The organism is Ralstonia sp. SET104 (assembly GCF_003851545.1).
In the GTDB taxonomy this organism is placed as follows: domain Bacteria; phylum Pseudomonadota; class Gammaproteobacteria; order Burkholderiales; family Burkholderiaceae; genus Ralstonia.
On the sequence record NZ_BHVX01000003.1, the window covers coordinates 341,544 to 368,260 of the forward strand.

Here is a 26,717-nt window from a genome sequence, read left to right on the forward strand (position 1 = left end):
GTTCAGGCGGGCACCGCGCCACGCCCGGCGCGTGCGCGGGCAATGATGGTTTTCATGATCTGGGCAGTGCCATCGCCAATCTGGAAGCCGAGCACATCGCGCAGGCGCTGCTCCATCAGGCCGCGGTCATAGCCGCCATGCCCGTGCATCAGCAGGCACTGGTGCACGACGTCGTAGGCGAGCTTGGGCGCCCACCACTTGCACATGGCCGCTTCCGCGCTGTGCGGCGCGCCGTTGTCCTTGAGCCAGAGGGCCTGCAGGCAGAGCAGCCGCGCGGCCTCGACCTGGGTATCGAAATCGGCCAGCGGATGCGACACCCCCTGAAACGCAGACAGTGGCTTGCCAAATGCCTCCCGCTCGGCGACGTAGGCCCAGGTCTCTTCCAACGCCACCCGCGCAACGGCCAGCACCTGCAGCCCGATCAGCGCACGCGAAAAATCAAAGCCCTGCATCACCTGCACGAAGCCCTTGTTCTCCTCCCCGAGCCGATGGTCTGCCGGCACACGCACGTTTTCGAAGAAGATCGAGCCCCGCCCGATGGCCCGTTGCCCGTGGCAGTCGAATCGATTCGTGGTAACGCCTGGCAGGTCCATGGGCACCAGCAACGCCGTCACACCGTAAGCTGCAGATTCGGTCGAGCCGGTGCGGCCGAAGACCACTGCCGCATCGGCCTGATCGGCCGCTGAGATCGATGTCTTCTCACCATTGATGACGTACGTGTCGCCATCGCGCTCGACGCGCAGCCGCAGATTGGCGGCATCCGAACCGCCACGCGGCTCAGTCAGCGCAATCGCCAGCAGCGCCTCGCCGCGGGTCAGGCGCGTCAGCCATGGCGCCACCACTTCGGGCTTACCGTGGTCCGCAAGGATCTGTCCGTTGAGCGAGGCGAGCAGGTTGATATAGGAGATGCTCAAGTCAGCGCGCGCCACCTCTTCGTGGATGACGCCCGCTGCCAGGCAGCCCATGCCCTGCCCGCCGTATTGCTCAGGCAGCTCCGGCGCGATGAAGCCCATCTCGCCCATTTCCCGCATCAGCGCGCGGTCCAGCACCCGGGTCCGGTCACGCTCCTGAAAGCCAGGGGCAATGCGATCCGTGGCGAAACGCCTTGCGTGATCGCTCAGCGTGATGAGGTCTTCGTTCAGATAGGGATTCATGTCGCGGCACTCCTGCATGCATGCGGCTACTTGGCGTACTTGCGAAACTCGGGCTTGCGCTTTTCCTTGAACGCGTTCACGCCCTCGCGCGACTCTTCGGTGTCGTAGTACAGCTTCAGCGCATACATGCCCATGCCGGCGATGCCACTCTGGTGGGCCGTGTCCATGTTGAAGCTGCGCTTGGCGATGGCGAGCGCCGTCGGGCTGCGCTCGCAGAGTTCTTCGCCCCACTTCTGCACTTCCGCATCGAGCTGCTCATGCGGCACGCACGCGTTGGCCAGACCCATCGCTACGGCTTCCTGGCCGGAGTAGCGGCGGCACATGTACCAGATCTCACGCGCTTTCTTCTCGCCCACCACCCGGGCCAGGTAAGCGGTGCCATAGCCGGGGTCGACGGAACCCATCTTGGGGCCGACCTGACCGAAGATTGCTTTCTCAGAGCAGATGGTCAGATCACAGATCGTGCACAGCACGTTGCCGCCGCCAATGGCGTAGCCCTGCACGCGCGCGATCACGGGCTTGGGCACATTGCGGATGGTGTCGTGCAGTTCTTCCATCGGCAATCCGATGGTGCCGCGACCGTCGTAGTTGCCGTCATGCGCGGACTGATCGCCGCCGGTGCAGAAGGCGCGGTCGCCGGCGCCGGCCAGCACGATGGCCCCCACGCTCCGGTCATAGCCGGCCTTGTTCAGGGCCTTGATCAGTTCGTCGCAGGTCTGGCCGCGGAACGAATTCATCTTGTCGGGCCGGTTGATGGTGATCCACGCCACGCCGTTGCGGATCTCGTACAGAATGTCTTCGAAGTTCATTGCCTGCTCCTCATCCTCAGGTGGTTGGCGGCCTCAGCCGTTCATCGTCAGCCCGCCGGACACGCTCAACACCTGACCGGTCACGTAGGCAGCGTCATCGCTCGCAAAAAACAGCACCGCGCCGGGCAAGTCATCCGGCTGCCCGATGCGGCCCAGCGGAATCGCGCGCGTGAAGGCTTCCATGAGCTTTTCCGGGTTCCCCGCGCCTTCCTTGTAGTCGGCAAACAGGGCGGTATCGGTCGGGCCCGGACACACCACGTTGACAGTGATGCCGTGCCGCGCATGCTCGCGCGCAATCGTCTTGGAGAACGAGACCAGCCCGCCCTTGCAGGCGGCATAGACCGCCTCGCCCGAGGACCCCACCCGCGCCGCATCCGACGCGATGTTGACGATGCGGCCCGCCTTGCGCGCCGCCATGCCCGGCAGCACCGCGTGGTGCATGTGCAGCGCGCCGGTCAGATTGATGGCGATGAGCTTGTCCCACTGGGCAGGCTCCGTCTTCGTGAAGGGCCGGAAGACATCCCAGCCGGCGTTGTTGACCAGCACATCGATCGGGCCCAGTGCCGACTCGGCCGCCGCAATGGCCGTCTCAACGCTGGCGCGATCCGTGATGTCGCAGCGGAACGCTTGCGCGGTGCCGCCGTCTGCCCGAATCGCGGCAGCAACCTTCTCGGCCGCCTCGAGATTCAGGTCAAATACCGCAACGCGCGCACCTTCCCGACCAAACCGACGGCAGGTTGCCCCACCAATTCCGCCACCACCACCGGTGACGACTACCGCCTTACCCTCAAACCGTTGCATCATTCCTCCTGGCGCTTGCGATGGCCACAACCTAAGCCATCGAACCTCTCAACATCGACTAATATACGTAAATATGTTTCCATATTAAGAAGACCATCTGCTTCGCGCAAGCCAAAACTTCTCCTTTTTTGTTATGGTTAACCCTAGTAAATTCGACAAAGTCAAGCTGGACCTTGCCAACAGGCTGTTCTTCCGCCTGTATCAATGCGCAAACATGTTGCACAAAACAGGAAGCCGCGCAGTTGAGCAGGAGGGGCTCACCACGCAACAGTGGGCAGTGCTGGGGGCCTTGTCCCGGGAGACAGCGGAAGGCGGGATGAGCATCGGCGACCTGGCCAGGTACCTGATGGTGAGCCGGCAGAACCTGTCGGGGCTCATCAGCCGGATGGAGCGCGACGGCCATGTTGGCGTCGCACCGGACCCGCAGGACCGCAGATCACGCGTTGTCACGATGACCGAGTCCGGCCGACATGTCTGGCTGGCCTTGGCGCAGCCCAAGATTCGCGTCTACTACGAGCGGCTATTGGAAAATTTCTCGACAGACGACGTGACGCACGCCCTGCATTACTTGCTCAAGATCCTGGACAACATGAAGCAGCTTGACGCCGAGTGGGTGGGCCCGGACGAGGGCGAGTGATCATAGAACGCGAGCCCGGATAAGCTAAGGGATGCTCGGGCGCGCGCCGGTAATCAATCACAACGGCCGTCACGCCCAGATGCTTGGCCAGGTGCCCGGCGAGCTTGCGGTGGCTATCGGCGGACCCTACGGCAAAGCCGCCGCCGTGGGTATAGAGGATGACCTGCTTCGTATCGGCGCCTTGCGGCAGGGCCCAGATGGCCTCGATGCCAGCGAGCCGGTCCGACTTGTAGGTCACGCCTTCCGGCTCGAGCGTCGGCTGATGCCACTCGTCGAACAGGCTGCGCAGGTCGGCAATGGTCAGACCCGGGTTGGCTGCCATGCGGTCCGACCACGATTGATACAGCGCCCTCAAAAAATCCGATTGGGGTGAGATTCCCATGCTTGTCTCCGTCTGTTGTCATGTGGGATGGCCCAATGGTCGGAGCAAACGCACGTGCGGTATTGAACGTCCTGGGCATCCGTGTTGAAGGAAATGCGCAACGCGGGACACCAAGGCTGTCGTCGAGACCGAGATCAGTCCGAACTCATGGCGATGGACCGGGCGGTGTTAGGTGAACGCTGGCGGCAGGTATTCGGCCACCCGGCGCCGGCCAAGTGTCGTGCAGAGTTCTTACGGCAGGCTCTCGGCTGGCAGATGCAGGCAGACATTCATGGCGGACTATCGGCGGTGGATCGGCACCACTTGCTGCGAGGCACTTCGTCCGCTGCCCCGAAGCTGGCGACGGGCTCGCACCTGATCCAGGTCTGGCAGGGCGAGACGCATCAGGTCACTGTGCTGGAGGAGGGGTATTGGTATGCCGGCAACCGCTGACGATCTACGCGGTGCAGCAGGTTCAGAAGAAAGTCGCTATCGGGCCGCTGGCTTGCAATATTCCCTGCCGTGCTGAGGGAGTCCAAGGCCGCGCCCCGTTGCTGTTCTTGTTTGCATTGAGGACACCGCTAATATCTGCACTCTCACAAGAACTGGACCGGAATATCGGCCACGTCAGGAGGATTTCGCCCTATTGGCTCTCGATCCACTGTATGGCGAAGCGCATCAGTTCCTTGCTGTTAGTAATATTCAGCTTTTCCTTAATGTTGGCCTGATGTGCCTCGATGGTCTTGATACTCCGGCTCAGTTTCCCGGCAATTTCGCGGCTGCTGAAGCCGAGGCCGATCAGGTGCAAGACCTCGAATTCCCGTTCCGTCAGGGTCGCAATCGAGCCTGACGGGAGTTTCCTGGGAACCGTCAGGGCCCGCGCCAGCCGGTCATGCATTGCAGCGCTCAGGTAGATATTGCCTGCCAACACCTCGCGGATGGCACCCATGATGTGTTCCGTGGCCTCGAGCTTCATCAGATACCCATTGGCTCCGGCGCGCAGTGCGCGTTCAGCAAACAAGGTTTCGTCATGCATGCTGAGGACGAGGATCACCAGGTCCGGGTAGTGTTGTCGCAGCGTTTTGACGAGGTCCAGGCCGGAGTTCGAATGCAGGCTGAGGTCCACAATGGTCATGTCAGGCTGGCAAGCCATCGCGGCCAGGGCGTCGTCAACACCGGCGGCCGTACAGCAGACGTGCAGGTCCTCATGCAAATTCAGCAAATGGGTTAGCCCCTCCCGGATGATCGGGTGGTCATCCACGATCAGGACCTGGGTTGCGCTGTCCTGGCTACATGACTTCTCTTGCATGGCCCGGACTCTCCGGAATCGGATAGCTGATGGCAACCGTAGTGCCGCCCAGGGCATTGCGAGTGACCGTGCACGAGCCGCCGAGGAGTCTTGCCCGGTGACGCAGGTTGTGGAGTCCCAGTCCCGAGGCGCGCTCCATTTGTTCCGGGTCGATCCCTATCCCGTCGTCACTGATAGACAGCCTTTGCATTCCGCCTTCCAGCTCCACGTAGATCTTGATGCGCTGGCCATGGCTATATTTCAGCGCGTTATTGACGGCTTCCTGTGTCGCCCGATAAAGGTTGATCTGCATTGGCGGATCCAGTAAGTCCACATCTGACGTGATGCAGAGCGTGCAATCAATGCCGTTGAGCGCGCCGGTCGTCTGCGCCAACTCTTGCAGGGCGGCCGAAAGGCCGCCGGACTCCATGGCGACTGGGTCCAGACCGTGGGCAATCTTGCGAGCCATCATGGATGCCTGCGTCACCAGTTCAACCATGGTAGCCGCGTCCGCTGCGGCTGGGTTGCCCTGCTTCTGTAGCTTTTGGCTTAATGCGGCGCAGTAGAGGCCCAAGCTGGTGAGGTGCTGCCCGAGGCCGTCATGCAGTTCCCGGCCAATGAGTCTCTGCTGGCGGTCGCCGATCCGGATCAGTTCCGATTGCAGCTGGCGACGTCTTGCCATCTCTTGCTTCAGTTCGGTGTTTGCCCGCTGCAAATCCTGGGTGCGCTCTTGCACGCGCTGCTCGAGTTCGATTTGGGATGCCTGCAGGAGGCTATGGATGCGCTTTTCCTGCGCGTGAGCTGCCACCAGCAGCAGTCCGGTCACTGCCACGACGTTCGCGAAGACGCACCATCTTACGAGGCTGTCCACCGGCGATTCGGCAGCAAAGGGGCCGGTGCCTTGCGTGGTGCCCCAGACGGCCATGACCGAGACCATCAAGGTCGAGAGGCTGGTGCCTAGGTGATCAAAGCGCAAAGCCGCCCAGATAATGAAGGGAAGAATCGCCAGGGCTGCAGGATAGTAGCCATGCCCGGCGAGCTGGGGGGCGCCGAAAATGAGGTAACTCCCCCAGAGGATCGCAACGACCAGTCCGCCCGCTTCCATCCCCTGCCTGGCGGAGCGGACAGGACTCGGACACGTGAGCAGGTTGAGCAGTGGCGGAGCCACCACAAGCACCCCCATCATGTCACCGAGCCACCATTTCAGAGAGGCGGCACCGTATTCGTCGACCGACACCTGCCCCCCTGCCAAGAGGGCGGTCGCACCAATCAACGCGCTGACTGCCGTACTGATCGTCGCAGCCAGAAAAATGAAGGCCAGCACGTCTCTGATGCGATCGAGGGTGACCTGGATCCGGGCGATTCGCTTCAGCAACCATGTCGCCGTCAAGGCTGCCGCCGTTGCGCCCATGCCAATGACCGCGGCCACTTGCGGCGGTAGGCCCGCCGACATGTTGGCCAGCATAGAGCCAATAGCAATCCCGGGGGCAACTCCGTAACCCATCATGAGCAGCGCCACGAGGGCGATGCCGCTGGAGGGCCACACCAGAGACACGGCACCGCCCACAACTGCATAGGCGAGGCCCAGCTTTGCACCCGCGAAATATGCCAAAGCAACCAATCCAGTGTGAACGACGAGGCGGAGCCGCGAACTGCGCGGAATGATTGCCATTGCTCGCTTCAAATCCTGGAACAACCACCGGAACGTCAGGCTTTTTCTCGTTAGCCGCAATGACAATACGCTTGCGAAAGTGAGTACCCGACGTCCCTGTGGCAAATCACGTGCTTGCACCGAATCAGGGCTTGGCGACGTGCTGCGAAACCGTGATGCCGCAAGACTACGTATGAATTTATGTCAGAACCCCCCTGTGCGGTAAGGATTATGTCGTCCGGGTTCGACCGAGATTCCGTATGAGCGCGAGCGCCATCGTTCCGGGTTTCGGGGCCGCTGCCAGAATCGGGGCGCAGCCCAAGAGGGCGGAGCCCGCCTTGCCGCCGAATAGGGCAATCGCCTAGCCTCTTTTCGGAAAATTGCCTTATTCAAGCGCTTGCCGTCAGGGCATACATTGAGGTGGCACGAAGTTGTGGCACACAAACTGGCGCGAAAAGTATTCACGTCGGGTTCTTGCAACCACCTGAATAGGAGGTGAGAAATGGTAAAAACTATTTTATTGCTCGCTGCAGTGGGTGCGGCGCTTGGCGCCGGGGTAGCCAATGCCAGCACCGGGGCGCGAGATGTGTACACCGACGGCGCTAGCACGATGGGGGCGCGGGATCCTTATACCGACGGCGCTGGCACGATGGGGACGCGAGACCCATATACCGACGGCAGCAAGGCCGGGCGGTTCGATGTCTACACAGAGGGTATGGACATCTCTCGGCCGAATGACTGCTATCCGAATTGTGGTACAGAGTAGTAAATCGGATGAACCGAGATTGCGTCAGTGCGGATGGGTTTATGCGACACGAGCCAGAAATGCAACGGACGTTTCTGGCTCAATTTCATATTCCCGAGCAATCGTAATTTCCGGTGGCCAGTTCAATCGCCTTGGCATGCCCATCTTTTGAAGACGGTGCCATGAAAACAGTATGCTCAGAACGGCGGCAAGTGGTGAAGCAAGTCATCGTGGATTTGCAGTCGGTGCAGATCACAGCCCAGCCGAACACCCTACTCGCTCACGATGCGACGATCCACACATCCCCCACCCCCACTGTGACGCTCGCGTGACAAGGCAACACCAAAGTTGCATGGCCAAAGGGAATGGTTACCAACATTACTTAGCCAAACTCATTACACCTACTGCACTATCAAGAGCAGTTTTGGTCATGCCGATACTGTTCCTCGCTCCCTCACCTTGCGAAGGAGATCAATACTGGAGCCCCGGGTTGCCCTCTCGGATCCTAGTGATTTCGGCTAACGGGAATCTCTTGTGCAGTCAAGCGGAGTCGTTCGTATTTGCAGAAACAACCCGCTTTTTTTATCCAGTGATCTCAATCAAAAAATAAACATGAATATTGCTAACCTGAGAATCGGCGTGCGCATAGGCGTGGGCTTCGGCTTCGTGTTGACGCTGATGGGGGCGCTGATCGCCGTCGGGCTGATACGGCTGGCCAGTATCGGCACGATCAGCGACGAGATCATCCATGAGGTGTGGGTCAGGGCAGACAGCGCGCATGTCGTCAATGCCGGAACGCGTGCCAACGCGCGACTCACGATGCAGTTGCTCATCACGAGTGATCGCAACAAGATTACAGCGATCCGCCGTGAGATCGACGACAACAAGGCGGTCATCGACAAGGCGATCGGGACACTCGATAAGCTTGTTAAGAGTGCCGAAGGCAAGGCTCGACTGGCACGGATCAAGGACACACGCGCTGCCTATGTGGCATCGTTCAGCAAGGTAATCAGCCTAGTGGAGCAGGACCAGCGCGATCAGGCGAGCGCGCTGATGACCAGCGAAACCCTTGCCGCACTCGACCGTCTTCAGGAAGAAATCTCGGGCATCGTCCAATTGCAGCAGCGGCTGGTGGACGAACGCGGCGCCGAAGCAAAGGTGGATATCGAATCGGCGCGCGGGCTGATGCTGATGCTGGGACTTGCAGCCGTTGTCGTGGGCATGGTTTGCGCATATCTCATCACGCGTTCGATCACGCGGCCGTTACAAGAGGCAGTGCACGTTGCGCAGACTGTGGCCGCTGGCGATCTCACGAGCCACATCCAGGCACAGGGCAGTGACGAAACCAGTCAGCTGCTGCTGGCGCTTGAGCGCATGAACGAGGCGCTGAGAAAAATTGTCGGCGAAGTGCGCACGGGTACCGACACGATCGCCACCGCATCGAGCCAGATCGCGCAGGGCAATATCGACCTGTCTTCTCGCACCGAAGAACAGGCGGCATCGCTTGAGGAGACCGCCTCCAGCATGACGCAGTTGACCGAGACCGTGCGGCAGAACGCGGACAACGCACAGCAGGCAAACGCGCTGGCTGCGCGTGCGACCGAGATGGCGGACGCGGGTAACGAAGCCATGCAGAGCATGGTCAGCACCATCGAAAAGATCAGCGGCAGCTCAACCCAAATCTCCGATATCACGGGCGTCATTGAAGGTATCGCGTTCCAGACAAACATTCTTGCGCTCAATGCTGCCGTTGAAGCGGCGCGTGCAGGCGAACAAGGGCGTGGATTTGCGGTGGTGGCCAGCGAGGTTCGCACCCTGGCGCAACGGTCCGCTGCCGCAGCGAAGGAGATCAAGGAGCTGATTGGCTCGTCGGTGGCAACGATTCAGGATGGCGCGACGCAAGCTGCGGGCGTTAGCGCGACCATCGGTCAGGTGAAGGAATCCATCAAGCGGGTTTCCGATATCGTCGGCGAGATCGCTGCGGCTTCCGAAGAACAGCGCCAGGGCATCGAACAGGTCAATCAAGCCGTGGTGCAGATGGACGAGGTGACGCAGCAGAATGCCGCGCTTGTTGAGGAGGCCGCTGCGGCAGCACAGTCGCTTGAGGAGCAGGCACGAAATCTGACCACTGCCGTGTCCGTGTTCAAGCTGGCGGATGCTCGCCCTTCAGATCGGACGGTCGTTGTGCAAAACCGGCCGCAAGTCTCCGTTCGCAGTACGCCGGTTAAATCGCTGGTTCGGAAGGCGGCCCGGCAATCAACCAATGCTGTAACGGATGCCCCGGCACTCGCGTTGGCGAAAGGCGGTGCTGAGCAAGGATGGCAGACGTTCTAATGAGTCTGACGGCACGACTGGCGAGCGGGCGCTTGCCGGCCAGTAGCCGACGTTGGCACCACAGCGGTTAGCGGCGCTCCGAGACCGGATGCTGCCATCCGAGATGAAGAATTGCGAACGGCCGCGTTGTTCTGCGGCCGTCGACGGAGTTGCATTACAGCGCGGCTGGCGAGCGTCAGGTCGCCATTCGCATAGGGCTCCGACGATACATCGATGACAGGCTGCCAAGCAGCTCAACCGGCACGGCTAGCCCGCGGCGCTGCCTGGGCACCATCATCTATCGGGCAGGCGCCAAGCGTTCCATAATAAAAAAGTGAGATCAACCGGAGACAGCGCTTCTGGATCCACGCCAGCCTCTCCCAAGTTGGCGAGTGCAGATGCTCTTGGATCCACACGTTGCCTTCATTCTGCCAGGAGACCTCCATGACCCATACTCAAGACAGTATCGTTCCCGTCCTGAATCACCTGATCGAGGTCAGCAAGGATGACGAGTTGAGCTGCAGCTCGGGTGCCCGCGAGGTAAACGACCCCCAACTGCGGGACATCCTGACAGGCGCTGCACAGTCCTGCCGCTCGTCGGTTCAGGAGTTGCAGAAGCTCGTCAGTTCGCTCGGAGGCCAGCCACATGACCGCGGCAGCATGAATGGCACCCTGCATCGGGGCTGGATGGAGATCCGGCACCTGATCACGCCGAACGATGACGATGTCGTATTGAAGATGTGCGAGCGCGAAGAGGACATGGCCAGGCGCGCATATCAAACGACGCTACAAAAAGACCTGCCGGCGGAGATTCGCGCGGTCGTTCAGCGACAATACGAGAACATCGAATTGCATCGCGAACGTATCCACGCCATGCGTGGGATGCAGATTCATTGACTCGGCCGTTGCGAGAGCGCTTACTTGAATTCGGGAACCGCGGCTCGCGGCAATTGAGTTGGCAGCGCAATACCGATGGCATTACGTCTTAGTGGGAGCCCAGTCGAGCGGCTCGCAGCTCATTCAAGAGTTGCCCCCGCACAGCGTCATGACAGTCACGCTCTGCAAGCCCAAGGGCGACAAGGTGGTGCGACTCACCCGCATTACCTGCCTCTTCTCAACGGGGCAGGTAATGATCCGCGCAGCGCTCCGTGGCTGGCCGAGTTCATCTACGTCCGGCTGGCGTTGTGGTGTCGAGTGACTCGGTGAGAGAGCGGAATTGAGCGCCCTTCTCCTCTATTCGTTCGATGATGCGCAACAGGTTTTTCAGCGAACGCGCGATGCGGTCAAGCTTGTAGACGATGACCTGATCACCGGGCTTGAGCATGCGCAGAAGTTTCTCAAGCTCTGGCCTTCCTACGGTGCTCCCACCGCTTCGCTTCTCGGAAAAAATAAAACCGACGCCGGATTTCTCCAGTGCGTCGGTTTGAGGGTGGGTCTCTTGTTCCTGCGTTGAGACCCGTGCGTAGCCGTACAACATAGACCCCCTCGAAACTTATTGTTTCTGGCAGTCTAGCTTGGCTAGGCAGGTATGGCGGAGCGGTGAGTCTGGGGCAGGTTCGTCTCACCCCACTGCCCTGCTAACAGGGAAATTTGCAGGGAATTCGAACGTTAACCGCCCCAGAATTTGTGGCAGCGCCCCGGCTTCGTGCAGATGCCAATGAGATGCCCGGCACGCCTGCCGACTTGGAACAGGGAATAACAAGGAAACCGTCGCAGCAGGTAAGCACGGCGAACCGCGCAGTCCCCGTCGCCATGTCGAGCGAGCGTGCGACGAGCCTGCCTGCCTCCACCGCTGCACTCACACCGCTGCACACAGCTCGGCGATACCGCTCGCAAGCGTCAACGGCTCCAGCACGAGCTGAATGGAGCCCCCACAAGGCAGGCCAAAGCGATACGCCTCTTGCACGCTGACGCCGTACTTCAACGCGGGCGGCCTTTCCTGTTCGATGCCTCGCTACCGCACGCGATCGATCAGATCGTCTTCGATGCATCCGCCCGACACCGCCCCGACCACATGCCCATCGGCGCGCACGGCGAGCATCGCGCCTACGGGACGCGGCAACGATCCCCAGGTCTTCACCACGGTCACCAGCAGCACGCGATGCCCGTCTGCCAGCCATCGCGCGCTGCTTTTCAGGACATCGAGATCCACGCTGTCCATTGCCTCGCCTCCCTGCCATTCACCGCAATGGCGCGATACCTTCCGCAACGCCCGACGGCATGCAGATGTGCTTCAACTCGGTGAAATCCGCAAGCGCATCGTAGCCGTGCAGCCGACCCAGTCCGCTTTGGCGATACCCGCCCGTTTCGGCTTCGGCGAAAAGCTTGTTGTGGTCATTGATCCACACAGTGCCATTGCGCAGCGCACGCGCGACGCGGAACGCGCGCGCTCCGTCGTGCGTCCAAACGCTTGCCGAGAGACCAAAGACCGTGTCGTTGGCTTTCTCGATCGCTTCCATTTCGTTCTCAAAGACTTCCAGCGTGACGAACGGGCCAAAGATCTCGTCCTGACAAAAGAACGCCTTCGGATCGCCATGTTCGACGAGCGTCGGCGACAGAAACGCGTGCCCCGAGCAAGTGCCTCGCAGCAGCACGCGCTCGGCCATCCCGCACGCGCGTTCGATCGTCCGTGCCACCGCATCGCGCGTCGTGCCGTCGATGAGCGCGCCGATATCCGTTGCGTGATCGATGCCCGGCCCGACCCTCAGCGACGCAAGCGCCGACGCGAGGTGCTCGCGCATTTGCGCAGCGCGCGATGCATGAACCAGCACCCGGCGTGCAGCCGTGCATTGCTGCCCCGAGATGATCGTCGCGGCGCGCGCGAGGCGTGGAGCAACCGCGGCGATATCAGCATCGTCGAAGACCACGCAGCACGATTTGCCGCCGAGTTCGAGCGACAGCTTCTTCATGCTGTCGGCGGCCGCGGCCATGATCTTTTTGCCGGTCGCTGTCGATCCCGTGAAGCTGACCACATCAACGTCGTGAGAATCCACGAGCCGCTGGCCGGCGGCGTGTCCGTGCTCGTTGACCAGATTCACCGCGCCGCTGGGCAACGCCGTGTGTTCGAAGCAGCGCAACATCGCGGCAGTGAGCAACGCGGTTTGCGCTGCCGGTTTCACGATCGCGGTGCAGCCCGCCGCAAGCGCGGGGGCGAGCGAGCGCACGAGCAACACGGCCGGCGCATTCCACGGCACGATGATCGCGGCGACGCCGGCCGCTTCGCGCAGCATCGTCGATATCCTGCCCGGTTCGGGTTCAAGGACGTGTCCCGCGATATGCCGCGCGAGTCCTGCGTAATAGCGCACTTCTGATATGGCGCCCGCAATCTCGCCGCGTGATTGCGCGATCGCCTTGCCATTCTCGCGCGTGAGCAGCGTTGCGAGCGTGTCGTGTTCGGCTTCGAGCGCCGACGCCCAGCCGAGCAAGACGTCCTGGCGCAAACGCGCGTCCTGCGCCCATGTTGTGCGATCGAACACGTGGCGCGCGGCGGCGATGGCGGCATCTGCTTCGCCCGATCCGCCGTCGGCGAACCGGCCGATGGCCTCGCCCGTCGCGGGATCGATGCTGTCGATGTTGGGCGTGCCGGTCCATTCGCCGGCAATCCAGTGTCGTGCGTTCATGCTGAACGTTCCTTGGTGGTGTGTGAGGGCTCGTCGCCCGCCATATTCGACGCGCGGTGCAACTCGTCGCCGATGATCTCGATCAGTGCTTCCGCCGCCGCGCTCAACGGGCGGCGCGGATGGCTCACGCAGACAATGTGCCGCACGATGCGAGGCGCCAGAATCGGGCAAGCGCGCAACGTGCCGTGCCGCGCCGCGCGCTCGACGACGATGCGCGGCAGGATCGTCGCGAAGCGCGTGTGCTCGACGAGCTTGAGAATCGTCGAAAGCACATCGATCTCGAAGCGCGGCGCGAGCAGAACGTCCTCGTGTTGCGCGGCGCTGTCGAGCACGCCGCGCAGGCCGTGACGTTTGGTGGGCAGCACGAGCTCCAGTTCGGGCAATTGCGCGAGTTCGATTGCATGCGGCAAGTCGGGGCCATGCGCGGCGCTGGTGGCAAGCACCATCTCCTCGTCGAGCAGCGGGCGCGAGTCAAGCGAAAGGCGCGCGCGCGGCTTGTTGATGAGGGCGGCATCGAGCTGCCCGCCCGCCACCCAGTCGATGAAGGTCGCGCTGTAGCCATCCGCGACGGTGACTTCGACATCGGGGTAACGCGCGTGAAAGCGCGACAGCGAATCCGCGAGCACGCTTTCCGTCACCGATGCGATCAGCCCGATGCGGACATGCCCCGTAACCACTTCGTCGCGCTGCACGAGTTGCTGCCGCGCGTGGGCAAGGTCACGCACGATCGGTAAAAACAAGCGGTACATCAGCCGTCCCGCGGCGGTCGGCGCCATGCCGTGTGCGCCGCGCTCAAACAGTTGTTGATGCAGTTCGCCCTCAAGCTTGGCGATCTGCATACTCAAGGCCGGTTGCACGATGTTCAAACGCTTCGCGGCACGGGTGACCGAGCCGTCCTCGAACAGCGCGATGAAGTACTGGATTTGCTTCAGGTCCATTTTTCCGAGGCATCAGAGATACTAATAGTCCGTGTCGCAATTATCACCCCGCTTCCCGCATGCAGGCAGGGCGCAGATTCTTCATGCTCCTGCTGCTTAGGCATGTTGAGCGATACATTGATACGGAACGACAGGAACGCTGTCATCCGGGGGAACACCGATATAAGCGGGAATGATTCAGCGCATCAAAAAACAGTATTAGATCTTATGGGGTGACCTCGCTACGCTCCATCCAATGCGCTCGCTACGGTAGCGCGCATCGATGGAGACGCTGATGAACACACGCGATGCCGCAACGCACGGCATTCCCGCATTCACCTGGGCACGGGATCACGCCGACAACGGCTCGCTGTCGTTGCGCGACTGGCTCGCGCATCTCGCGAAAACCGGCCGTATCGCGACGATCGACAAGCCCGTCGCGCTCGAGCATGAACTCGCCGCCATTGCAAAGCGCCTCGACGGCGAGCAAGCCGCTTTTTTCACGCAGCCGCACGGACATGCGATGCCCGTCGTGAGCGGCTTCATGTCAAAGCGCGCGTGGATCGCGGAAGCGATGGGCGTCGATGAACCAGCGTTGCTCGCGCGTTTTTCCGCTGCGGCCGCAGCGCCGATCGCATCGAAACTGATTCAACGTGAAGACGCGCCCTGTCAGCAAGTGGTGCATACGAGCGGCATCGACCTCCACGCGCTGCTGCCCATTCCCACGCACAGTGAACACGACAACGGCCCGTACATCACCGCCGGTCTCGTGATCGCGCGCAATCCGCGCACCGGCGTGCAGAACGTCTCGATCAACCGCATTCAGGTGCACGGTCACGATCGCATGGCGATCCTGCTGCTGCCGCGTCATCTCTACGCGTTCCAGCGCGACGCGGAAGCCGCGGGCGATGCGCTCGACGTCGCCATCGTGATTGGCGTCGATCCCCTGACGATGCTCGCGTCGCAAGCGATCACACCAATCGATCACGACGAACTCGAAATCGCGGGCGCGCTGCACGGTGCGCCGCTGCCTGTCGCGCGATGCGTGACGAACGGCGTGCACGCGCCGGCGTTCGCGGAGATCGTCATCGAAGGGCGCATTCTGCCCAACGTACGCGAGCCAGAAGGCCCGTTCGGCGAATTTCCCAAGTACTACAGCGCGAAGGAAGCACGCGAAGTCATCGAAGTGACGGCCGTCACGCATCGGCGCAATCCGATCTTTCATACGATCGTGCCCGCTGAAATGGAGCATCTGCTGCTCGGCGCGATTCCGCGTGAAGCCACGTTGCTCGCGCATCTTCAGCGCAGTCATCCCGCCGTGAAGGACGTGCATCTGTCGGTGGGCGGCGTGTGCCGCTATCACCTGTGGGTGCAATTCGACAAGAAGCGCGAAGGCGAAGCGAAGAACGTCGTTCTGTGCGCGTTCGGCGCGCATTACGACATCAAGCAGGTCGTCGTCGTCGATACCGATGTGAACGTGCACGATCCCGCCGAAATCGAATGGGCGATCGCGACGCGCTTCCAGGCAGACCGCGATCTCATCGTGATCGCAGGCGCGCAAGGTTCGCCGCTCGATCCGTCGACGACGGTCGGTCAGCCCGACGATGCGCCGTCGCATCTGCAAGGCGTCAGCGCGAAGATGGGCCTCGATGCGACGCGCCCCGTCGTGTATCCCGCGCATGTGTTCACGCGCGTGCACATACCGGGGCAAGACACGGTCGACCTTCACGCACTCGTCGCCGCTGACAACAGCGCGTTCGATGCCTATCTGTCGCGCGATCATGGCTGAACGACAGAAGCGCATCGTCGTCGGCATTTCGGGCGCAAGCGGCGCGGTGATCGGCGTGCGTTTGCTCGCCGCATTGCGCCGGCTCGGCACGCACGAGACGCATCTCATCGTGTCGTCGTCTGGCGCGGTGACGGCCGCACAGGAACTCGGCTTCGCGCGTGGTGATCTCGAAGCCGTTGCCGATGTCGTGCACAACGTGCGTGATATCGGCGCGGCCGTGGCGAGCGGATCGTTTCTGACAGAAGGCATGGTGATCGCGCCGTGTTCGATGAAAACGCTCGCGGGCGTCGCGAACGGCTTCGCGGACAACCTGCTGACGCGTGCCGCCGATGTGATGCTCAAGGAGCGCCGCCGCCTCGTGCTGGTCGCGCGCGAAACGCCGCTCAATCTCGCGCATCTGCGCAACATGACACTCGCCACGGAAATGGGCGCGATCGTAATGCCGCCGGTGCCCGCTTTCTACGCGCATCCGCAAACAATCGAGGACGTGGTCGACCACACGGTCGGGCGCATTCTCGATCTGTTCGGCATCGAGCATGGGGAGATTGCGCGCCGCTGGAACGGTCTTGCCGATGAATTCGGCGGCCGCGCCGCACGTGAGGAGTAACGTCATGAATCAGCGCGAAACGGCATTCGCCGACATGGACGCGCGCGTCGCTGACAACCAGGCGAGCGAAGCGAGCACACCGCAGCGTCACATCGGACGCCCGATGCAGCGCCTCGAAGACCCGGCGATCCTGACGGGTCGTGGCCGCTATGGCGACGACCTCGCTGTCAAACCGGGCACGCTGCACGCCGCGATTCTGCGTTCGCCGCACGCGCACGCTGACATCCTGTCGATCGATACGCAAGCCGCATCGAAACTCGCCGGCGTGCGCGCCGTGCTGACGCGCGACGATTTGCGTCCGTGGTCGCGACCGTTTGTCGTCGGCGTGAAATCGCCGATGGAACAGTGGGCGCTCGCGATGGACCGTGTGCGCTACGTCGGCGAGCCGGTCGCGGTCGTGATGGCCGAATCGCGTGCACTCGCGGAAGACGCGCTCGATCTCATCAAGGTGGACTACGCGATGCGTGATCCCGTGACGTCGATTGAACAAGCGGCGAAGGACGATGCGCCGGTGCTGCACGAGCGCGTAGGCAGCAACGTCATCAGCGACCGGCATTTCCGCTACGGCGAGCCCGAAGCGGCCTTCGAGCGTGCGCCGCGTCGCGTGAAGCTGGTCACGCATTATCCGCGCAACACCTGCGCGCCTATTGAGTGCGGTGTGGTCGTCGCCGAGTATCTGTCGGGCGATGAAGGCTACGATGTCACGTCGAATTTCATGGGGCCGTTCTCCCTGCACGCCGTCATGGCAATGGCGTTGAACGTGCCTGCCAATCGCCTGCGTCACAAGGCGCCGCGCGATTCCGGCGGCAGCTTCGGCGTGAAGCAGGCGGTGTTTCCGTATGTGGTGCTGATGTGCCTGGCGTCGCGCAAGGCAGGTGCGCCGGTGAAGTGGGTCGAGGATCGACTCGAACACCTGAGCGCGGCCACATCGGCGACGGCGCGTTTTTCAACGATAGAAGCGGCCGTCGAAGCCGATGGCCGCATCGTCGCGCTGTCCTACGACCAGATGGAAGACGTGGGCGGCTACGTGCGCGCGCCCGAGCCCGCGACGTTCTACCGGATGCACGGCTGCCTGACGGGCGCTTACGCGATCCCGAATCTGCTCGTGCGCAATCGCGTCGTGCTGACGAACAAGACGCCGACGGGGCTCGTGCGCGGCTTTGGCGGGCCGCAAGTGTATTTCGCGCTGGAGCGGCTGATCCAGCGCATCGCGATCGAACTGAAGCTCGATGTGCTCGACGTGTATCGCCGCAACTTCGTTCCCGCCGATGCATTTCCGTATCGCGCGGCGGCAGGCGCGCTGCTCGATTCGGGCAATTATCAGGAAGCGCTGCGCCGTTCACTCGACGAAGGCGGATACCGGGAACTCGTTGCGCGCCGCGACGCCGCGCGCAACGAAGGGCGGCTGTATGGCATCGGCTTCGCGGCGATCGTCGAGCCGTCGGTATCGAACATGGGCTACATCACGACCGTGATGCCCGCCGACGCACGCAAAAAAGCCGGGCCGAAGAACGGCGCGATCGCGAGCGCGACCGTCAGCGTCGATCTGCTCGGTGGCGTGGTCGTCACGATCGCATCGACACCCGCGGGCCAAGGCCACATGACGGTGTGCGCGCAAGTCGTCGCAGATGTGCTCGGGCTCGATCCGAAGGACATCGTCGTCAACGTCGAATTCGATACGCACAAAGACGCCTGGTCCGTCGCAGCGGGCAATTATTCGAGCCGCTTCGCGGGCGCGGTGGCGGGCACGGTGCATCTCGCTGCGACCCGCGTGCGCGACAAGCTCGCGCGCGTGCTCGCGAAGCAGTTCAACTGCGCGCCCGGCGACGTGCGCTTCGAAGGCGCGCGCGTCTTTCCGCACCACGCCGAAGACCGCGCGCTGCCGTTCGCGCGCGCCGCGAGTAATGCGCCGCACTGGGCGCCTGCGCTCCTGCCAGAGGGCGAAGAGCCGGGCCTGCGCGAGACCGTGTTCTGGTCGCCGCCGCACATGGATGCGCCCGACGAACAGGACCGCATCAATACGTCGGCGGCGTATGGCTTCGCGTTCGACATGTGCGGGGTCGAAGTGGATCGGGCGACGGGGCGCGTTCGCATTGATCGATATGTGACCGCGCACGACGCCGGCACGATCCTCAATCCCGCACTCGCCGATGGCCAGATTCGGGGCGCGTTCGCGCAAGGCGTCGGCGCGGCGCTGATGGAAGAGTTCCGCTACGGCGCGGACGGCAGCTTCCAGTCCGGCACGCTCGCCGACTATCTGATGCCGACGACCTGCGAAGTGCCCGATCCACTGATCGTGCATCTGGAGACGCCTTCGCCTTTCACGCCGCTTGGCTCGAAGGGCCTCGGCGAAGGCAACAACATGAGCACGCCGCCGTGCATCGCGAATGCGGTGGCGGATGCGCTCGGCGTCGAAGACATTCGCCTGCCGCTCACGCCGCCCAGAGTGATGACGATGATCGGCATGGACGATCCCGAACCGTCGCGTCCGGAATATCGCGAAGCGCCCACCACGAAGCCCGCGACGCCAGGCGGCGGTCGCGCACTGACGGCGCAGGGCACGGTCGACCTGCCCGCGACACCCGAAGCCGTGTTCGCCGTGCTGCTCGATCCGAAGGCACTCGCGAACGTCATTCCCGGCTGTCACGCACTCGAAGAGACGGCGCCGAACCAGTATCGCGCGGACGTGACCGTCGGCGTCGGCATGATCAAGGCGCGTTTCGAGGCGCGTATCGGCTTGTCGGAGATCGATGCGCCGCGCCGCCTTCGACTCTCTGGCGCGGGAATCTCGCCGCTCGGCAGCGCGCGCGGCAGCGGTCTCGTCGAACTGACGCCGCAAGGCACCGGTACGCGGCTCACATACGACTACGAGGCGCAGGTGTCAGGCAAGGTCGCGGCGGTCGGCGGCCGCATGCTCGAAGGCGCAGCCAAGGTCGTGCTCAAGCAGTTGTTCGAATCGCTCGGACGGCAGGCGGCGGGCAAGCCCGTGCAAGCGCACGGATCGTGGATCGCAAGACTCCTCGCACGTTTCAGGAGACACGCATGAAGCCCGCACCCTTCGATTACCTGCGCGCGATGACCGCGCAAGACGCGCTCGACGCGCTCGCGCAATACGGCGAAGACGCCCGCGTGCTGGCGGGCGGCCAGTCGCTGATGGCCGTGCTCAATATGCGGCTCGCGCAGCCGAAGGTGCTCGTCGATATCTCGCGCACGGCCGAACTCGATGCCGTGCGCGTGGACAAGCAGGCGCGGCATCTCGTCGTGAACGCCGCGGCGACGCAAGGCAGCGTCGAATGGCGCAGCACGCTCACCGACGAAGCGCCGCTGCTCGCGATGGCCTTCCCGCATATCTCGCACTTTCAGATTCGCAATCGCGGAACCGTGTGCGGATCGATCGCACATGCGGACCCGAGCGCGGAGTTGCCGCTCGTGCTTGCGGCGCTCGGCGGCGACGTGATGCTGCGCTCGCGAAAAAGGCTCCGCACGCTCGCGGCGCAGGACTTCTTTCAGGGAATGCTGATGACCGCGCGCGAGCCCGATGAACTCGTCGAAGCAGTGCGCTTCCCGCTGTGCAAACCGGGCGAGCGCTATGCGTTCGCGGAATTTTCTGCGCGACACGGCGATTTCGCCATCGTCGCGTGCGCGGCCGTGGTCACCGACGATTCGATCCGTATTGCAGTCGGTGGCGTCGCGGACCGGCCGGTGACGGAACAATGGCCGCGTCTGCAGGGCGACGACCTGCGCGGCGCACTGAACGATTTGAGCTGGAAACTGAACGCGCAGGACGACGCGCACATCAGCGCGAAATATCGCCGGAATCTGGTCCGGCAACTCGGATGGCGCGTGATCGAGGAGGCAAAGTGAGCAAGATGTCGGACACCATCATGCGGCACGGCAAAGCGCAGCGCATCGCGCTGACGCTGAACGGCCGCGAACGAAGTGGCGATTGCGAGCCGCGCGAACTGCTGTCGGACTTCATCCGGCACGAGCTCGGCGCGACGGGCACGCACGTCGGCTGCGAACATGGCGTGTGCGGCGCATGTACCGTGCAGGTCGATGGCGTTGCGGCACGCTCGTGCCTGATGCTCGCGGTGCAAGCCGATGGGCGGCATATCGATACCGTCGAAGGCCTTGCGCCCGATCAGACGCTTGGCGACCTGCAGCAGGCGTTCCAGCGGCATCACGCGCTGCAATGCGGCTTCTGCACGGCGGGCATTCTGATGTCGTGCGCGAATTATCTGCAGCGCGTGCCGGATCCGTCCGAAGAGCAAGTGCGCGAGATGCTCTCGGGTCATATCTGCCGCTGTACGGGCTACACGCCCATCGTGGCCGCGGTGCTCGATGTGGCGGCGCGCCGCCGGGCCGAGACAAGCACGAAGGAGCTCGAACATGCTTGATCTCGGACGCACGTTCCTGCAAAGCGTCGAGCGCAGTCCGAACGCGCTCGCGCTCGTCGATGGCGATGTGCAACTGACGTACGCGCAGTGGCATCGCATGATCTTGAATGTCGCCGTTGGCCTGCGCGAGCTCGGCCTGCAACGCGGAGACCGGTTGCTCGTCGTGCTGCAAAACCGCTGGGAAATGGCGACGCTACATTGGGCCGGACAGTTTGCGGGCATCGTGATCGTGCCGCTCAACTGGCGCGCGAAGCCGGAAGAGGTCGACTACTGCGTGACCGACGCGGGGGCAAAGGCGATCGTCTACGAACCCGTCAGCGCCGATTCCGTCGCGCAGAGCGCCGCTGCGCAAAAAGTGCCGCGCGTCGGACTCGACGATGCACCCGGTGGCACCACCACCTTCAATGCGCTCATCGTCGAGCGAACGCGCAGCAGCGACGTGACCGCCACGACGCACGCCACCGCCGACGACATCTCGCTGATCCTGTACACGTCCGGCACGACGGGCAGAGGTAAGGGCGTGCCGCGCCGGCATCGGCATGAACGCGCGGCCGCGCTAGCGCATGTCGCACAGAACCTGTACAGGCGCGGCGAACGGACGCTCGGCGTGATGCCGCTCTATCACACGATGGGCGTGCGCTCGCTGCTCGCGATGGCACTCGTCGATGGCCTTTTCGTCTGCGTGAGGCGCTGGAACGCGAAGCTCGCGCTTGATTGCATCTCGAAGCACGCGCTCACCTGCCTCTATCTCGTGCCGACGCTCTATCACGATCTGCTCGCCGACAACGCGTTCGCAAGCACGGACACGTCGTCGGTGAGAAAGCTCGGCTTCGCGGGCGCACCGATGAACGACGGCCTGCTCAAGCGCCTCTTGGCCGCGTTCGAGCCGGAGCTCTTCGTCAATCACTACGGCTCGTCCGAGGTCTACACGTTCAGCATCGACCAGGACGCGACAAAGAAACCCGGCAGCGCGGGCCGCGCGGGCATCAATACGCGGCTTCGCGTCGTGAAGCTCGATGCGCTCTCGCCCGATGAGATCGCCGAAGTCTGCGAAGAAGGGCAGATCATCGTGGACCTGCTCGGCGACGAAGCCTTCGAAGGTTACTGGAATCGCCCGGACGCGAATGCGAAGTGCTTGCGCGAGGGCTGGTACTTCACCGGGGACACGGGCTATCTCGACCGCGACGGCGATCTGTACGTGACGGGCCGCGTCGACGACATGATCATCAGCGGCGGAGAAAACATCTCGCCAGTGGATATCGAATCGGTGTTGTCGCTGCATCCCGCAGTCGATGAAGTCGCGGTCGCGGGCGTCAAGGACGAGCGCTGGGGCCAGCGCGTGGTTGCATTCATCAAGCGCCGCGAGTACGTCGATTCCGACTCGCTCGATGCATGGTGCCGCCAGTCCGACCTCGTCAACTTCAAGCGCCCGCGCGATTACGTCTTCGTCGACGACATCCCGAAGTCGCCGGTCGGCAAGATCCTGCGCCGCAAGCTGCAAGCAGGCGAGTACACGCCCGATTCGAAAGCGCAGGTCGCGCAACCTACAGAAACCACCAAGGAGTAACCCACAATGACGGATCTCAACCATCGCGGCCAGACGCTGCTGCAAGACCTGGACGGCTTCTCGGTCGAAATCGACGCGCAGCGCGAGCGCGCCGACATCGTCCTGCATCGGCCGCCGTTCAACATCATTTCGATGCACGCACGCGAGCAGTTGCGCGCCGCGTTCGAAGCCCTCGACGAGGACGACCGCGTACGCGTGATCGTCGTGCGCGCGAATGGCGAGCATTTTTCGAGCGGCGGCGACATCAAGGGCTTTCTGGAAGCCTCGCCGGAGCACGTATCGAAGCTCGCCTGGAACATCGCGGCGCCCGCGCGGTGCTCGAAGCCGGTGATCGCGGCGAATCGCGGCTTCTGCTTCGGCGTGGGCTTCGAGTTGTCGCTGGCGTGCGATTTCCGCATCGTCACCGATACGACCTTCTATGCGCTGCCTGAGCAGAAGCTCGGCCAGATTCCCGGCTCGGGCGGCTCGGCGCGTCTGCAGTCGATGGTCGGCATCGGCCGCACGAAGGACATCGTGATGCGCTCGCGCCGCATTCCGGGCAAGCAGGCGTACGAGTGGGGCATCGCGGTCGATTGCGTCGCGGATGCGGAACTCGAATCGGCAACCGATGCGCTCGTCGACGAACTGCGCGCGTTCTCGCCGCTCGCGCAGCGCACCGCGAAGAAGCTGCTGAACGATACGGAAGACTCGCCGCTCTCCATTGCGATCGAACTCGAAGGGCATTGTTATAGCCGGCTGCGCGCGTCGGACGACTTCCGCGAGGGCGTGGAAGCGTTCCACGGAAAGCGCAAGCCAGTGTTTCGCGGTTCCTGATACGCCGCGCGGCGAACATAAGGGGAGACAGGTGATGGATCGCTTCGACTACGTGATCGTGGGCGGCGGCTCGGCGGGATGCGTGCTCGCGCATCGGCTGTCGGCGATACCGACTGTGCGCGTCGCGCTGATCGAGGCCGGCGCCGACACGCCGCCTGGCGCAGTGCCTGCGGCCATTCTCGACAGCTATCCGATGCCAGTCTTCTGCGGCGACACTTACATCTGGCCCGATCTAAAGGCAAAGGCCACCAGGGACGCCGCGCCGCGCGTCTACGAACAGGGCCGCGTGATGGGTGGCGGGTCGAGCATCAACGTGCAGTCGGCCAATCGTGGCCTGCCGCGCGATTACGACGAATGGGCCGCGAGCGGCGCCGATGGCTGGTCATGGCGCGATGTGCTGCCCTACTTCCGCAAGCTCGAACGCGACGTCGACTTCCCCCGCGACGAACTGCACAGCAGCGATGGTCCGATCCCGATCCGCCGCATCATGCCGAAAGACTGGCCGGCGTTCTGTCATGCGTTCGCCAAGGGTTTGCGCGCCAATGGCTTGCCTGAATTGCAGGATCAGAACGGCGAGTTCGGCGACGGCTTCTTCCCGGGCGCGTTCTCCAACATCGACGACAAGCGGGTGTCGACCGCCATCGCCTACCTCGACGCAGCCACGCGCCGACGCCCGAATCTCAGTATCCATTCGAATCTGCGCGTCGAACGCATCCTGATGGAAGGCACGACGGCGCGCGGTGTCGTCGCGATTGCGGCGAACGGCGAGCGCGTGCGTTTCGATGCGGGCGAAGTCGTGCTGAGCGCGGGCGCATTGCAGTCGCCGGCGATGCTGATGCGCGCCGGCATCGGCGATGCGCGCGAACTCATGGCGATGGGTATCGCATGTACGGTCGATTTGCCGGGCGTCGGACGCAATCTGCAGGATCATCCGTCGCTCACGTTCTGTCATTTTCTCGAGCTGCGCTTTCGCGTGCCGCTAGCACGACGCCGCGCAAGCATGATGGCCGCGCGCATGAGTTCAGGCGTTGCGCGCTGCGACGAGTCGGACCTGTATCTGTCGAGCGCGACGCGCGCCGCGTGGCATGCGCTTGGCAACCGGCTCGGCCTCTTCTTCCTGTGGTGCAACCGGCCGTACTCGCGTGGCCGCGTGCAGTTGGGCTCGCCCGATGCGGCCGCCGCACCGCGCGTCGATCTGAATCTGCTCGATGACGAACGCGATCTGCAACGGCTCGCCGTGGGCGTGCGGATGCTGGCGGGCATTGTCGATGCATCGGGTCTGGGACGCGATGCGCGCGACTTCTTTCCGGCGGCTTTCTCGCCGCGCGTGAAGGCGCTGAGCAAGGTCGGCGAAGGCAATGCGCTTCTGACTTCGATCCTCGGCGCGCTGCTCGACACGCCCGCGCCGCTGCGGCGTCTGCTGATCGAACGCTTCTTCACGCGCGGCCTGAAGATGGCTTCGCTGATCCACGACGACCGCGCGCTCGCCGATTTCATTCGTGCGAACGTATTCGGTGTGTGGCATGCGAGCGGCACCTGCCGCATGGGTGGCGCGCAGGACCGCGACGCCGTCACCGACACCGAAGGCCGCGTGCGAGGCACGCGCGGGCTGCGCGTCGTGGATGCATCGCTGATGCCGCGACTGCCATCGGCGAATACGAACATACCCACCATCATGATCGCCGAGAAAATCGCCGATGCGATGGTTGCCCAGCGACGGGCGAGCGCGGCACCGCCGTTCGGCGCCGCGCACTGACGATTTTTCAACCTCGACAAGAGCGCGCATAAAAAAAGCGCGCCTGCGACACAGGGCGATCGAGAGATGCCCGGTGACACACAAGGAGATGCAAATGTCCGTAGCAACGCAAGACGGGGCCGCCGTGCTTCCGGTTAATCAGCGCCAGATTATGGGCGCCGTGATGGCTTCGTGCCTCGGCTGGGCCCTCGACCTGTTCGACCTGTTCGTATTGTTGTATGTGGCGCCAGTTGTCGGGCGTCTGTTTTTTCCGTCCGAACACGCGATGCTCTCGCTAGCGGCGGTGTACGCGTCCTTCGCGGTGACGCTGCTGATGCGCCCGCTCGGTTCTGCGCTGTTCGGCTCTTATGCCGACCGTCATGGCCGCAAGGGTGCGATGATCGTCGCAGTCGTCGGCGTAGGGCTTTCGACGGCGGCGTTCGGCGTGCTGCCGACCGTCGCGCAGGCAGGTTTCGTCGCGCCGATTCTCTTCTTGCTGCTGCGTCTCGTGCAGGGCGTGTTCGTCGGGGGCGTGGTGGCATCGACGCATACGATCGGCACCGAATCCGTCGCACCGAAGTATCGCGGCGCGGTGTCCGGGCTGATCGGGGGCGGCGGCGCCGGCCTTGGCGCGTTGCTCGCGTCGCTCACGTATCTTGCGATGTCGTCGCTCTTTCCCGGCGAGCTCTTCGACGTATGGGGCTGGCGCTGCATGTTTTTCACCGGAATCTTGAGTTCGGTGCTCGGTCTGTTCGTGTTCAACGGCCTCGAAGAATCGCCGCTCTGGAAAAAGCTCGCCGCGGAAAAAGCCGCCAGAGCCGCCGCGCAGATCAAAACCGCGCCGGTCGAAGTCGTGCGCTCGCCCATTCGCACGCTCTTTTCGCGCGACTATCGCGGCGTGCTGTTCGTGAACCTGCTTCTCACCGTCGGCGGCGGCAGCGGCTACTACCTCACGTCGGGCTATCTGCCGACGTTCCTCAAGGTCGTGAGCCATGCGCCGAACGGCGCGGCCGCCGCGATCCTGATGATCTGCAGCATCGCGGTGGTGGCCGCATCGGTTGCAGCCGGGCATTTGAGCACGTTCATCGGGCGCAAGAGCGCTTTCGTGTGGATCGGCATCATCCGGTTGATCGCCCTGCCCGGGCTGTTCCTGCTGCTGCCCACCGCGCAGAGCATCACGATGATCGGCGTGTACGCGGTTTTGCTCTCCGCGCTCGGCAGCGCGGGCTACGCGCCGATCCTGATTTTCCTGAACGAGCGATTCCCGACTGCGATCCGCGCGACCGGCACCGGCCTTTCATGGAACATCGGCTTTGCCATCGGCGGGATGATGCCGACCTTCGTTTCGCTGGTTGCCAAGGACGCCAGCCAGTTGCCGTCGACGCTCGCCATCTTCGTCGGCGCAATCAGCGTGATCTTCCTCGTGGGCGCGTTCGTCGTGCCCGAGACGCTCGGCAAGCTCGAGAACAGCGCGGCGCGCAATCCATCCTGAAGCGCGCAGTCACAACCGGGC

The 26,717-nt window shown here is 63.2% G+C and carries 21 protein-coding genes and 2 pseudogenes; 13 read left to right on the forward strand and 10 right to left on the reverse strand.

Features of this window, described 5'->3' with window-relative positions:
- Positions 1 to 2 precede the first annotated feature (2 nt).
- Genes aliB through badH form a run of 3 tightly spaced genes read right to left on the reverse strand, consistent with a single transcriptional unit; the run spans position 3 to position 2,764 of the window.
- Positions 3 to 1,154, reverse strand: a complete 1,152-nt coding sequence (gene aliB / locus PSUB009319_RS06185) for a cyclohexanecarboxyl-CoA dehydrogenase (protein WP_124381351.1) — start codon at positions 1,152 to 1,154, stop codon at positions 3 to 5.
- A 26-nt stretch (positions 1,155 to 1,180) separates the two neighbouring features.
- The gene (badI, locus tag PSUB009319_RS06190) at positions 1,181 to 1,963 is read right to left on the reverse strand and encodes a 2-ketocyclohexanecarboxyl-CoA hydrolase (RefSeq protein WP_124381352.1); all 783 of its coding nucleotides are present in this window, start codon (positions 1,961 to 1,963) and stop codon (positions 1,181 to 1,183) included.
- 33 nt (positions 1,964 to 1,996) lie between these two features.
- On the reverse strand, positions 1,997 to 2,764 hold the full coding sequence (badH, locus tag PSUB009319_RS06195; protein ID WP_124381402.1) for a 2-hydroxycyclohexanecarboxyl-CoA dehydrogenase: 768 nt from the start codon (positions 2,762 to 2,764) through the stop codon (positions 1,997 to 1,999).
- Between the two features lie 133 nt (positions 2,765 to 2,897).
- Between badH and PSUB009319_RS06200 the strand changes: the two genes are divergently transcribed.
- Positions 2,898 to 3,401 (forward strand): MarR family winged helix-turn-helix transcriptional regulator, encoded by a 504-nt coding sequence (locus PSUB009319_RS06200; protein ID WP_124381353.1) that lies wholly within the window; start codon positions 2,898 to 2,900, stop codon positions 3,399 to 3,401.
- Here PSUB009319_RS06200 and PSUB009319_RS06205 read toward each other — a convergent pair.
- On the reverse strand, positions 3,337 to 3,783 hold the full coding sequence (locus PSUB009319_RS06205; RefSeq protein ID WP_124381354.1) for an alpha/beta hydrolase fold domain-containing protein: 447 nt from the start codon (positions 3,781 to 3,783) through the stop codon (positions 3,337 to 3,339). The two genes, PSUB009319_RS06200 and PSUB009319_RS06205, sit on opposite strands and share 65 nt — an antisense overlap.
- Positions 3,784 to 3,936: 153 nt before the next feature.
- On the opposite strand from PSUB009319_RS06205, the gene PSUB009319_RS06210 reads away from it, so the two are divergent.
- The gene (locus tag PSUB009319_RS06210; protein WP_260392895.1) at positions 3,937 to 4,215 is read left to right on the forward strand and encodes a DUF2924 domain-containing protein; all 279 of its coding nucleotides are present in this window, start codon (positions 3,937 to 3,939) and stop codon (positions 4,213 to 4,215) included.
- A 190-nt stretch (positions 4,216 to 4,405) separates the two neighbouring features.
- On the opposite strand, the gene PSUB009319_RS06215 is transcribed toward PSUB009319_RS06210, so the two are convergent.
- Together PSUB009319_RS06215 and PSUB009319_RS06220 are read right to left on the reverse strand one after the other, a co-directional pair.
- Complete coding sequence (locus tag PSUB009319_RS06215; RefSeq protein ID WP_124381356.1) at positions 4,406 to 5,071, reverse strand: response regulator transcription factor; 666 nt, start codon at positions 5,069 to 5,071, stop codon at positions 4,406 to 4,408.
- Complete coding sequence (locus PSUB009319_RS06220; RefSeq protein ID WP_124381357.1) at positions 5,052 to 6,722, reverse strand: MASE1 domain-containing protein; 1,671 nt, start codon at positions 6,720 to 6,722, stop codon at positions 5,052 to 5,054. Before PSUB009319_RS06220 ends, PSUB009319_RS06215 begins: the two co-directional genes overlap by 20 nt.
- A gap of 1,336 nt (positions 6,723 to 8,058) precedes the next feature.
- Between PSUB009319_RS06220 and PSUB009319_RS23405 the strand changes: the two genes are divergently transcribed.
- Positions 8,059 to 9,780, forward strand: coding sequence for a methyl-accepting chemotaxis protein (locus PSUB009319_RS23405; protein ID WP_124381359.1), 1,722 nt, complete (start codon positions 8,059 to 8,061; stop codon positions 9,778 to 9,780).
- A 423-nt stretch (positions 9,781 to 10,203) separates the two neighbouring features.
- The gene (locus tag PSUB009319_RS06235) at positions 10,204 to 10,656 is read left to right on the forward strand and encodes a PA2169 family four-helix-bundle protein (protein WP_124381360.1); all 453 of its coding nucleotides are present in this window, start codon (positions 10,204 to 10,206) and stop codon (positions 10,654 to 10,656) included.
- 271 nt (positions 10,657 to 10,927) lie between these two features.
- Here PSUB009319_RS06235 and PSUB009319_RS06240 read toward each other — a convergent pair.
- The 4 genes and pseudogenes from PSUB009319_RS06240 to PSUB009319_RS06255 all read right to left on the reverse strand — a co-directional run.
- Positions 10,928 to 11,236 (reverse strand): annotated as a pseudogene (locus PSUB009319_RS06240) (recombinase family protein); the annotation flags it as partial.
- 229 nt (positions 11,237 to 11,465) lie between these two features.
- Positions 11,466 to 11,920 (reverse strand): annotated as a pseudogene (locus tag PSUB009319_RS06245) (XdhC family protein); the annotation flags it as partial.
- A gap of 19 nt (positions 11,921 to 11,939) precedes the next feature.
- Entirely contained in the window at positions 11,940 to 13,379 is a 1,440-nt protein-coding gene (locus PSUB009319_RS06250; RefSeq protein WP_049286002.1) for an aldehyde dehydrogenase family protein, read from the reverse strand.
- Positions 13,376 to 14,317 (reverse strand): LysR family transcriptional regulator, encoded by a 942-nt coding sequence (locus PSUB009319_RS06255; protein ID WP_124381361.1) that lies wholly within the window; start codon positions 14,315 to 14,317, stop codon positions 13,376 to 13,378. Before PSUB009319_RS06255 ends, PSUB009319_RS06250 begins: the two co-directional genes overlap by 4 nt.
- A 274-nt stretch (positions 14,318 to 14,591) precedes the next feature.
- Here PSUB009319_RS06255 and PSUB009319_RS06260 point away from each other — a divergent pair, with 274 nt between their 5' ends.
- From PSUB009319_RS06260 to PSUB009319_RS06300, 9 genes are all read left to right on the forward strand, one after another.
- Positions 14,592 to 16,085, forward strand: a complete 1,494-nt coding sequence (locus tag PSUB009319_RS06260) for a UbiD family decarboxylase (protein ID WP_124381362.1) — start codon at positions 14,592 to 14,594, stop codon at positions 16,083 to 16,085.
- On the forward strand, positions 16,078 to 16,692 hold the full coding sequence (locus tag PSUB009319_RS06265) for a UbiX family flavin prenyltransferase (protein ID WP_124381363.1): 615 nt from the start codon (positions 16,078 to 16,080) through the stop codon (positions 16,690 to 16,692). Before PSUB009319_RS06260 ends, PSUB009319_RS06265 begins: the two co-directional genes overlap by 8 nt.
- 4 nt (positions 16,693 to 16,696) lie before the next feature.
- Positions 16,697 to 19,738 carry a molybdopterin cofactor-binding domain-containing protein gene (locus PSUB009319_RS06270; RefSeq protein WP_124381403.1) on the forward strand — a complete coding sequence of 1,014 codons (3,042 nt, stop codon included), beginning with the start codon at positions 16,697 to 16,699 and terminating at the stop codon, positions 19,736 to 19,738.
- Complete coding sequence (locus tag PSUB009319_RS06275) at positions 19,735 to 20,556, forward strand: xanthine dehydrogenase family protein subunit M (RefSeq protein ID WP_124381364.1); 822 nt, start codon at positions 19,735 to 19,737, stop codon at positions 20,554 to 20,556. The genes PSUB009319_RS06270 and PSUB009319_RS06275 overlap by 4 nt, the downstream gene beginning before the upstream one ends.
- Positions 20,553 to 21,089, forward strand: coding sequence for a (2Fe-2S)-binding protein (locus tag PSUB009319_RS06280; RefSeq protein WP_124381365.1), 537 nt, complete (start codon positions 20,553 to 20,555; stop codon positions 21,087 to 21,089). The genes PSUB009319_RS06275 and PSUB009319_RS06280 overlap by 4 nt, the downstream gene beginning before the upstream one ends.
- Positions 21,082 to 22,656, forward strand: a complete 1,575-nt coding sequence (locus tag PSUB009319_RS06285; RefSeq protein ID WP_124381404.1) for an AMP-binding protein — start codon at positions 21,082 to 21,084, stop codon at positions 22,654 to 22,656. Before PSUB009319_RS06280 ends, PSUB009319_RS06285 begins: the two co-directional genes overlap by 8 nt.
- Positions 22,657 to 22,662: 6 nt before the next feature.
- Entirely contained in the window at positions 22,663 to 23,469 is an 807-nt protein-coding gene (locus PSUB009319_RS06290; protein WP_124381366.1) for an enoyl-CoA hydratase/isomerase family protein, read from the forward strand.
- Positions 23,470 to 23,503: 34 nt separating this feature from the next.
- Positions 23,504 to 25,225 carry a GMC family oxidoreductase gene (locus tag PSUB009319_RS06295; RefSeq protein WP_124381367.1) on the forward strand — a complete coding sequence of 574 codons (1,722 nt, stop codon included), beginning with the start codon at positions 23,504 to 23,506 and terminating at the stop codon, positions 25,223 to 25,225.
- Between the two features lie 94 nt (positions 25,226 to 25,319).
- Positions 25,320 to 26,696, forward strand: coding sequence for an MFS transporter (locus PSUB009319_RS06300; RefSeq protein ID WP_124381368.1), 1,377 nt, complete (start codon positions 25,320 to 25,322; stop codon positions 26,694 to 26,696).
- The last annotated feature ends 21 nt before the right edge of the window (positions 26,697 to 26,717 follow it).